Source organism: Rhodobacter sp. JA431 (genome assembly GCF_900217725.1).
Classification (GTDB): domain Bacteria; phylum Pseudomonadota; class Alphaproteobacteria; order Rhodobacterales; family Rhodobacteraceae; genus Rhodobacter; species Rhodobacter aestuarii.
In genome coordinates, this window is record NZ_OBMP01000010.1 from 22,808 (window position 1) to 33,150 (window position 10,343).

A 10,343-nucleotide genomic window follows, 5' to 3' on the forward strand; every position below is an offset into this window, starting at 1 on the left:
GGTAAGGGCTTTGACAAGAAGCCTTTTCCAAGGCAGGGTCGGTTCGGGAGCCTTCCGGTGGGACGGAAGGCAGGTATGGAACCTGACCCCCCATTCGCCTGCAACGTGTATCGGGCCCCGACGATACACGCTTGCTACAGACGAAAGGTCACGACGAGCATGGCTCAAGCTTACGTTGGTCAGAAACGCATCCGCCGCTACTACGGCAAAATCCGTGAAGTTCTGGAGATGCCCAACCTCATTGAGGTGCAGAAGGCATCCTATGACCTGTTCCTGCGTTCGGGCGATGCGCCCAAGCCGCTGGATGGCGAAGGCATTCAAGGCGTTTTCCAATCGGTCTTCCCGATCAAAGACTTTAACGACAATGCAATTCTCGAATTCGTGAAATACGAACTCGAACGTCCGAAATATGACGTCGACGAATGCATGAGCCGCGATCTGACCTTCTCGGCGCCGCTCAAGGTGACGCTGCGCCTGATCGTGTTTGATGTTGACGAAACCACCGGGGCGCGGTCGGTCAAAGACATCAAAGAACAAGACGTGTTCATGGGTGACATGCCGCTGATGACGCCCAACGGGACGTTCATCGTCAACGGGACCGAACGGGTCATCGTTTCCCAGATGCACCGTTCGCCGGGCGTGTTCTTCGACCATGACCGTGGCAAAACCCACTCCTCGGGCAAACTGCTGTTTGCTTGCCGGATCATTCCTTACCGTGGTTCGTGGCTCGACTTTGAATTCGACGCCAAAGACCTCGTGTTCGCGCGCATCGACCGTCGCCGCAAACTGCCGGTGACCACGCTGCTTTATGCGCTGGGTCTCGACCAAGAAGGCATCATGGATGCCTATTACTCGACCGTGAACTTCCGCGCCGAGGGCAAACGCGGCTGGGTCACCAAATTCTTCCCCGAGCGCGTGCGCGGCACCCGCCCGGCCTATGACCTGATCGACGCAGCTTCCGGCGAAGTGATCTTGCAAGCGGGCGAAAAAGCCACGCCGCGTATGGTAAAAAAATGGATCGACGATGCGGCGATCACCGAAGTTCTGGTGCCCTTCGACCACATCCTTGGCCGCTACTGCGCCAAAGACATCATCAACGAAGACACCGGCTACATCTACATCGAAGCCGGCGACGAGCTGACTGCGGAATACGACCGCGACGGCCAGTTGGTGGGTGGCTCGATCAAGACGCTGCTCGACAATGGCATCACCGATGTTCCGGTGCTCGATATCGACAACGTCAATGTCGGCCCCTACATGCGCAACACCATGGCCGCGGACAAGAACATGAACCGCGATCAGGCGCTGATGGACATCTATCGCGTCATGCGTCCGGGTGAACCGCCGACCGTCGAAGCCGCCTCGAGCATGTTCGACACGCTGTTCTTCGATAGCGAGCGTTACGACCTGAGCGCCGTGGGCCGCGTGAAAATGAACATGCGCCTTGATTTGGATGCGCCCGATACTCAGCGCACCCTGCGCCGCGAAGACATCATCGCCTGCATCAAAGGCTTGGTGGAACTGCGCGACGGCAAGGGTGAAATCGACGATATCGACCACCTCGGTAACCGCCGGGTGCGCTCGGTCGGCGAGCTGATGGAAAACCAATATCGCGTCGGCCTGCTGCGTATGGAACGCGCGATCAAGGAACGCATGTCCTCGGTCGAAATCGACACGGTCATGCCGCAAGACCTGATCAACGCGAAACCGGCTGCGGCCGCGGTGCGTGAATTCTTCGGCTCTTCGCAGCTCTCGCAGTTCATGGACCAAACCAACCCGCTTTCGGAAGTCACGCACAAGCGTCGTCTTTCGGCGCTCGGGCCGGGCGGTCTGACCCGCGAACGTGCAGGCTTTGAGGTCCGCGACGTTCACCCGACCCACTATGGTCGGATGTGCCCGATTGAAACGCCGGAAGGTCAGAACATTGGTCTGATCAACTCGCTCGCCACTTTTGCGCGGGTGAACAAATACGGCTTCATCGAAACCCCCTATCGCCGTGTGGAAGATGGGCAGGTGACGGACGACGTGATCTACATGTCGGCCACCGAAGAGATGCGCCACACCATCGCGCAGGCGAACGCCACGCTCGATGAAGATGGCCGCTTTGTGAATGATCTCGTCTCGACACGTCAGGCGGGGGAATTCATGCTCAACCCGGTCGAGGCCGTGGACCTGATCGACGTGTCGCCGAAACAGTTGGTGTCGGTCGCTGCGGCGCTCATTCCCTTCCTTGAAAACGACGACGCCAACCGCGCGCTGATGGGCTCGAACATGCAACGGCAAGCCGTGCCGCTGCTGCGTAACGAAGCCCCCTTCGTCGGCACCGGCATGGAAGCCACTGTGGCGCGCGACTCGGGCGCTGCGATCATGGCGCGCCGTGGTGGTGTGGTGGATCAGGTCGATGCGCAGCGGATCGTTATCCGCGCCAACGAAGATCTGGGCATGGGCGACGCGGGCGTGGACATCTACCGTCTGCGCAAGTTCAAACGCTCGAACCAATCTTCGACGATCAACCAACGTCCGATCGTGAAAGTGGGCGACATCGTCACCAAGGGCCAAGTTGTGGCTGACGGTCCCTCGACCGATCAGGGCGAACTGGCGCTGGGTCGCAACGTGGTCGTCGCCTTCATGCCGTGGAACGGCTACAACTACGAAGACTCGATCCTGATTTCGGAACGCATCCACCGCGATGACGTGTTCACCTCGATCCACATCGAGGAATACGAAGTGGCGGCGCGCGACACGAAGCTTGGGCCGGAAGAGATCACCCGCGATATCCCGAACGTCGGTGAGGAAGCTTTGCGCAACCTCGACGAAGCGGGGATTGTCTACATCGGCGCCGAAGTGGGCCCGGGCGACATTCTCGTGGGCAAAATCACCCCCAAAGGCGAAAGCCCGATGACGCCGGAAGAAAAACTTCTGCGCGCCATCTTCGGTGAAAAAGCCTCGGACGTGCGCGACACCTCGCTGCGCCTGCCGCCGGGGGCCTACGGCACGATCGTGGAAGTGCGGGTCTTCAACCGCCATGGCGTTGATAAAGACGAACGCGCGCTGCAAATCGAGCGTGAAGAAGTCGAACGTCTGGCTCGCGACCGTGACGACGAAATGGCGATCTTGGAGCGCAACATCTACGCGCGTCTGAAAACGCTGATCCTCGGCAAAGTCGCCGTGAAAGGCCCGAAAGGCATCAAAGCCGGTTCGGAAATCACGGAAGATCTGCTGGGCACGCTGAGCCGTGGCCAATGGTGGCAGCTTGCCCTTGAAAACGAAGCCGATGCCAAGGAAGTGGAAGCGCTGAACGACCAGTTCGATGCGCAGAAACGCGCCCTTGAGCACCGCTTCGAAGACAAGGTCGAGAAAGTTCGCCAAGGCGACGATCTGCCTCCGGGCGTGATGAAGATGGTCAAAGTCTTCGTCGCTGTGAAGCGCAAGCTGCAAGCGGGCGATAAGATGGCCGGTCGTCACGGCAACAAAGGTGTTGTGTCGAAAGTCGTGCCGATGGAAGACATGCCCTTCCTCGCCGATGGCACCCCGGTTGACCTCGTGCTGAACCCGCTCGGCGTGCCGTCGCGGATGAACGTCGGGCAGATCCTTGAAACCCACATGGGTTGGGCCTCGCGCGGTCTGGGCATCCAGATCGACGAAGCGATCAAGGAATATAAGCGTTCTGGCGATCTGACCCCGGTGCGTGACGCGATGCGCCACGGCTATGGTGACGAAACCTACGAAGCGGCCTTCTCTGAAATGGAAGAAGAGCGTTTCGTGGAATGTGCCGAGCACGTCCGCAACGGCGTGCCGATTGCCACGCCGGTCTTTGACGGCGCGAAAGAGGCCGATGTGAACGATGCGCTGATCCGCGCGGGCTTCGACAAATCGGGCCAATCGCGTGTGTTCGACGGTCGGACCGGCGAAATGTTCGCGCGCCCGGTCACGGTTGGGGTGAAATACTTCCTCAAGCTGCACCACCTTGTCGACGACAAGATGCACGCCCGTTCGACCGGCCCGTACTCGCTCGTCACTCAGCAGCCGCTTGGTGGTAAGGCGCAGTTCGGTGGTCAGCGTCTCGGGGAGATGGAGGTCTGGGCTCTGGAAGCTTACGGCGCCGCGTATACCCTGCAAGAGATGCTCACCGTGAAGTCGGACGACGTGGCTGGCCGGACCAAGGTCTACGAAAGCATCGTCAAGGGCGAGGACAACTTCGAAGCCGGTGTGCCGGAATCGTTCAACGTTCTCGTCAAGGAAGTGCGTGGCCTCGGCCTCAACATGGAACTCCTGGATTCGGAGGAAGACGAGTGAGGGCGGTCGCGCCCTCCTCCCCTTTCCCGACCCATTCAAGGACATAACCGATGAACCAGGAACTCACCCAAAACCCGTTCAACCCGCTGGCCGCGCCGAAGGCTTTTGACGAGATCAAGATCTCGCTGGCTTCGCCCGAGCGGATCCTGTCGTGGTCCTATGGCGAGATCAAGAAGCCCGAAACGATCAACTACCGCACGTTCAAACCCGAGCGTGACGGTCTGTTCTGTGCGCGGATTTTTGGCCCGATCAAAGACTACGAATGCCTGTGCGGCAAATATAAGCGGATGAAATATCGCGGCGTTGTCTGCGAAAAATGCGGTGTGGAAGTCACGCTGCAAAAAGTCCGCCGCGAGCGTATGGGCCACATCGAACTGGCCTCGCCCGTTGCGCATATTTGGTTCTTGAAATCGCTTCCGAGCCGCATCGGCCTGATGCTCGACATCACGCTGCGCGACCTCGAACGCATTCTCTACTTCGAGAACTACGTCGTGATCGAACCCGGTCTGACCGAGCTGTCCTATGGCCAGCTTCTGACCGAAGACGAGTATCTTGACGCGCAAGACCAATATGGTGCCGACGCTTTCACCGCCAACATCGGCGCGGAAGCGATCCGTGACATGCTTGCCGCGATCGACCTTGAGGCGACCGCCGAGCAACTGCGCGAAGAGCTGAAAGAAGCCACGGGCGAGCTGAAGCCGAAGAAGATCATCAAACGCTTGAAGATCGTCGAAAGCTTCATCGAGTCGAAAAACCGCCCCGAGTGGATGATCCTCACGGTGCTTCCGGTGATCCCGCCGGAACTGCGCCCGCTGGTGCCGCTGGATGGTGGCCGCTTCGCGACGTCCGACCTCAACGACCTCTATCGTCGTGTGATCAACCGGAACAACCGTCTCAAGCGTCTGATCGAACTGCGTGCGCCCGATATCATCGTGCGGAACGAAAAGCGGATGCTGCAAGAAGCGGTTGACGCGCTGTTCGACAACGGCCGTCGTGGCCGCGTGATCACGGGCACCAACAAGCGCCCGCTGAAATCGCTCTCCGACATGCTGAAAGGGAAGCAAGGCCGCTTCCGTCAGAACCTTCTCGGCAAACGCGTCGACTTCTCGGGCCGTTCGGTCATTGTGACCGGGCCGGAACTCAAGCTGCACCAGTGCGGCTTGCCCAAGAAGATGGCGCTCGAACTCTTCAAGCCCTTCATCTACTCGCGCCTTGAAGCCAAGGGTCTGTCGAGCACGGTGAAACAGGCGAAGAAACTGGTCGAGAAAGAGCGTCCCGAGGTTTGGGATATTCTGGACGAGGTGATCCGCGAACACCCGGTGTTGCTGAACCGCGCGCCGACGCTGCACCGTCTGGGCATCCAAGCCTTTGAGCCGCAACTGATCGAAGGTAAAGCGATCCAGCTGCACCCGCTCGTTTGCTCGGCGTTTAACGCTGACTTCGACGGTGACCAGATGGCCGTTCACGTGCCGCTTTCGCTGGAAGCCCAGCTGGAAGCCCGCGTGCTGATGATGTCGACGAACAACGTTCTGTCGCCCGCCAACGGCGCGCCGATCATCGTTCCATCGCAAGACATGGTGCTTGGTCTTTACTACACGACCATGGAACGGGCCGGGATGCCGGGCGAAGGCATGGTGTTCTCCTCGGTTGAGGAAGTCGAACACGCGCTGAACTCGGGCACCGTGCACCTGCACGCCAAAGTCAAAGCCCGCGTCAAGCAAATCGACGAAGAGGGCAACGAGGTCTGGAAACGGTATGACACCACCCCGGGCCGCGTGCGTCTTGGCGCGCTTTTGCCGCTCAACACCAAAGCGCCCTATGACCTTGTGAACCGCCCGCTGCGGAAGAAAGACGTGCAAAACGTCATCGACACCGTCTACCGCTACTGCGGTCAGAAAGAGTCGGTGATCTTCTGTGACCAGATCATGGGTCTTGGGTTCCGCGAAGCGTTTAAGGCCGGTATCTCGTTCGGTAAGGACGACATGCTGATCCCGGAGCGTAAGTGGGAAATCGTCGATGGCGTGCGCGAGCAGGTCAAAGAGTTCGAACAGCAGTACATGGACGGTCTGATCACCCAAGGTGAGAAGTACAACAAAGTCGTCGATGCTTGGTCGAAATGCTCGGATGCCGTTGCGGCCGAGATGATGAAGGAGATTTCTGCGGTTCGCGTCGATGATGCGGGCATGGAGAAAGAGCCGAACTCGGTCTACATGATGTCCCACTCCGGGGCGCGGGGTTCGCCGGCGCAGATGAAACAGCTTGGCGGGATGCGCGGCCTGATGGCCAAACCGTCGGGCGAGATCATCGAAACGCCGATCATCTCGAACTTTAAAGAAGGCCTGACCGTGCTCGAGTACTTCAACTCGACCCACGGCGCCCGTAAGGGTCTGGCCGACACTGCGCTTAAAACGGCGAACTCGGGGTATCTGACCCGTCGTCTGGTCGACGTTGCCCAAGACTGCATCGTGCGCTCACATGACTGCGGCACCGAGCGTGCCATCACGGCTTCGGCCGCGGTGAACGACGGTGAAGTGGTCGCGCCGCTTTCGGAACGCGTTCTGGGCCGGGTTGCGGCCGATGACGTGATGGTTCCGGGCACCGATGAGGTGCTGGTGCGCAAAAACGAGCTGATTGACGAGCGTAAAGCCGACCTGATCGAGCAAAATGCGATCCAGTCGATCCGCATCCGCTCGGCGCTGACCTGTGAGGCCGAAGAGGGCGTTTGCGCGCTTTGCTACGGTCGTGACCTTGCCCGCGGTACGCTGGTGAACCAAGGCGAAGCGGTGGGCATCATCGCGGCGCAGTCGATTGGGGAACCCGGCACGCAGCTGACGATGCGGACCTTCCACATCGGCGGTATTGCGCAAGGTGGCCAGCAGTCGTTCCTTGAAGCCTCGCATGAAGGCGCCATCGAGTTCCGCAACGCCAACATCCTCGTGAACGAGGCGGGCGAGCAGATCGTGATGGGCCGTAACATGCAGATCGCGATCATGTCCGATCAGGGCGAGGAACGCGCCAGCCACAAGCTGGGCTACGGCACCAAGCTCTTCGTCAAGGAAGGCCAAGCGGTCAAACGCGGCGAAAAGCTGTTCGAATGGGACCCCTATACCCTGCCGATCATCGCGGAAAAATCGGGTGTGGCGAAATTCGTCGACCTCGTTTCGGGCATTTCTGTGCGCGACGAGACCGACGATGCCACCGGTATGACGCAGAAGATCGTGACCGATTGGCGCTCGGCGCCGAAAGGCAACGACCTGAAGCCCGAGATCATCATCGTCAATGCCGATGGTGAGCCGGTCCGCAACGATGCGGGCAACCCGGTGACCTATCCGATGTCGGTGGACGCCATTCTCTCGATCGAAGAGGGACAAGAGGTGAAGGCCGGTGACGTGGTTGCGCGTATCCCGCGCGAAGGTGCGAAGACCAAAGACATCACCGGGGGTCTTCCCCGCGTGGCGGAACTGTTCGAAGCCCGTCGTCCGAAAGATCACGCGATCATCGCCGAACTTGATGGCTATGTGCGCTTTGGCAAAGACTATAAGAACAAGCGCCGCATCGCGATCGAACCTGCGCAAGAGGGTCTCGAGCCGGTCGAATACATGGTGCCGAAAGGTAAGCACATCCCGGTGCAAGAAGGCGACTTCGTGCAGAAGGGTGACTACATCATGGATGGCAACCCGGCCCCGCATGACATTCTGCGTATCATGGGGATCGAGGCGCTGGCCGAATATCTGATCGACGAAGTGCAAGACGTGTATCGTCTGCAAGGCGTGAAGATCAACGACAAGCACATCGAGGTGATCGTGCGGCAAATGCTGCAAAAGATCGAAATCCTCGACAGCGGCGATACCACGCTGCTGAAAGGCGAGCATATCGACAAGTCGGAGTTCGACGAAGAGAACGCCAAAGTCGAAGCGCGTGGTGGCCGTGCCGCTACGGGCGAGCCGGTGCTGCTCGGGATCACCAAAGCCTCGTTGCAAACGCGGTCCTTCATCTCGGCGGCGTCGTTCCAAGAAACGACGCGCGTGCTCACCGAGGCTTCGGTGCAAGGCAAACGCGATAAGCTTGTCGGCTTGAAGGAAAACGTCATCGTCGGCCGTCTGATCCCGGCGGGTACGGGTGGGGCCACCACCAAAGTTCGCAAGATCGCTGCCGAACGCGACCATACGGTGATCGAGGCGCGTCGCGCCGAGGCTGCCGAGGCCGCCGCGCTCGCCGCGCCGATCGACACCGCCTACGAAGAGGCCGATTTCGGCCCGGTGGAAACGCCCGAAAGCCGCGACTGATCGGCTGACGCGTTTAGAAACAGGCCCCCGCGCAATGCCCTTGCGCGGGGGCTTTTTGATGGAAAAGGCCCGCAAATCCCGTGCCGTGACTTGGGGTGCGGCTTTGTGAGGCCGGCCAAAACTTGACGAATTTGGTCAGAAGGCGCATATCTGCCTCAAGCCAAGGAGGCACGCCATGTTCATCCAGACCGAGACCACCCCGAACCCCGCGACGCTCAAATTCCTGCCGGGGCAGGAAGTTCTGCCTGAAGGCAGTGCCGATTTCACCTCTGAGGAAGCTGCGCAGGTTTCGCCTTTGGCGGGGCGTATCTTCCGCGTGGCCGGGGTAAAGGGCGTGTTTTTGGGGTCTGATTTTGTCACCGTCACCAAAGACGATGCCACCGATTGGGCCCATGCCCGCCCCGCAATTTTGGGCGCGATCATGGAGCATTACCAATCCGGCCAGCCGGTGCTGATGGGGGCGGCCAGCGGTGGCCATACCGAAGGCGGCGCTGACGATGGCGAAGATGGCGCGATCATCGCCCAGATCAAAGAATTGCTCGACACCCGCGTGCGCCCCGCTGTGGCGCAAGATGGCGGCGACATCACCTTCCACGGCTTTGAAAAGGGCGTGGTTTACCTGCATATGCAAGGTGCTTGCGCGGGCTGCCCGTCTTCGACCTACACGCTGAAAATGGGCATCGAGAACCTTTTGCGCCATTATATCCCCGAGGTCAGCGAGGTGCGCGCCGTTGCGCAGTGAGGCTCTGACCCTTGCCTTTGACACATCGGCCGCGCATTGCGCGGCCGCTTTGCTGCAAGGCGAGACGGTGCTGGCGCATCGGGTGGAAGAAATGGCCAAAGGGCAGGCCGAACGGCTGATGCCGTTGTTGGAGGAGCTTCTCGCCGAGGCGGGTCATAATTGGCACGCCCTTGCCGCCATCGGCGTTGGCATTGGGCCGGGCAATTTTACTGGCGTTCGGATTTCGGTTTCTGCCGCGCGGGGCCTAGCGTTGAGCCTTGGCATTCCCGCGATTGGGGTTTCCAGTTTCGAGGCGGTTGCCGAAGGCGCGGCGCGCCCGATTGCGGTGATGCTCGATGCACGGCGCGGCGAGGCTTATGCACAGCGCTTTACCGACGCAGGTGCAGAGCCGCCCCGCTTGGAGCCCGCAGAGGTATTTCAGGCGGAACTGGCAGGCACGCCGATCCTTACACCGGAGCAAGCGACTTTCCCGCTCGCCGTGGCCATTGGTCGGGTCGCCGCATCGCGCGCCGAGACCCCGCAGCCTAAACCCGCGCCGCTATATCTGCGCGGGGCCGATGCCGCGCCGCCGTCTGATCCGCCTCCGGTGTTGCTGGACTGATGGACCCCGCCGCCCTTGCCAAATTGCATGCCACCTGCTTCACCACCCCGCGGCCGTGGTCTGCGGCGGAATTCGCCGATCTTTTGGCAAGCCCGCAGTGCTTTCTTTGCATCGAAGCCAGCGGGTTTCTGTTGGGACGGGTCGTGGCGGATGAGGCCGAATTGCTTACCCTCGCCGTTGACCGACAAGCCCGGCGGCAAGGCACGGGCGTGAAACTCGTGACGGCGTTTTTGGTCGAGGCGCACAGTCGCGGCGCGACTACGGCATTTTTGGAGGTTGCGGCCTCAAACGCTCCTGCTCAGGCCCTTTATGGCTGCACGGGTTGGACAGAAGCCGGGCGGCGTAAGCGCTATTACCACGCGCCGGACGGCAGTGCAGAGGATGCGCTGGTTCTGGTGCAAGCGCTTTAGGCAGCTGC

At 60.4% G+C, this 10,343-nt stretch carries 5 protein-coding genes; all 5 read left to right on the forward strand.

The genetic code is table 11. From position 1 onward, the window contains the following. The first annotated feature begins 159 nt into the window (after positions 1-159). The 5 genes from rpoB to rimI all read left to right on the forward strand — a co-directional run bounded on the left by rpoB (position 160) and on the right by rimI (position 10,335). Complete coding sequence (gene rpoB / locus CRO18_RS16465; RefSeq protein WP_076485987.1) at positions 160-4,296, forward strand: DNA-directed RNA polymerase subunit beta; 4,137 nt, start codon at positions 160-162, stop codon at positions 4,294-4,296. A 50-nt stretch (positions 4,297-4,346) separates the two neighbouring features. Continuing rightward, the gene (gene rpoC / locus CRO18_RS16470) at positions 4,347-8,582 is read left to right on the forward strand and encodes a DNA-directed RNA polymerase subunit beta' (RefSeq protein ID WP_076485986.1); all 4,236 of its coding nucleotides are present in this window, start codon (positions 4,347-4,349) and stop codon (positions 8,580-8,582) included. A gap of 175 nt (positions 8,583-8,757) precedes the next feature. Next, positions 8,758-9,324, forward strand: coding sequence for a NifU family protein (locus tag CRO18_RS16475; RefSeq protein WP_097082928.1), 567 nt, complete (start codon positions 8,758-8,760; stop codon positions 9,322-9,324). Then, positions 9,314-9,925, forward strand: a complete 612-nt coding sequence (gene tsaB / locus CRO18_RS16480) for a tRNA (adenosine(37)-N6)-threonylcarbamoyltransferase complex dimerization subunit type 1 TsaB (protein ID WP_097082929.1) — start codon at positions 9,314-9,316, stop codon at positions 9,923-9,925. Before CRO18_RS16475 ends, tsaB begins: the two co-directional genes overlap by 11 nt. Beyond that, a complete protein-coding gene (gene rimI / locus CRO18_RS16485; protein WP_097082930.1) occupies positions 9,925-10,335 on the forward strand; it encodes a ribosomal protein S18-alanine N-acetyltransferase in 411 nt (136 codons plus the stop codon). Before tsaB ends, rimI begins: the two co-directional genes overlap by 1 nt. Positions 10,336-10,343: the final 8 nt, after the last annotated feature.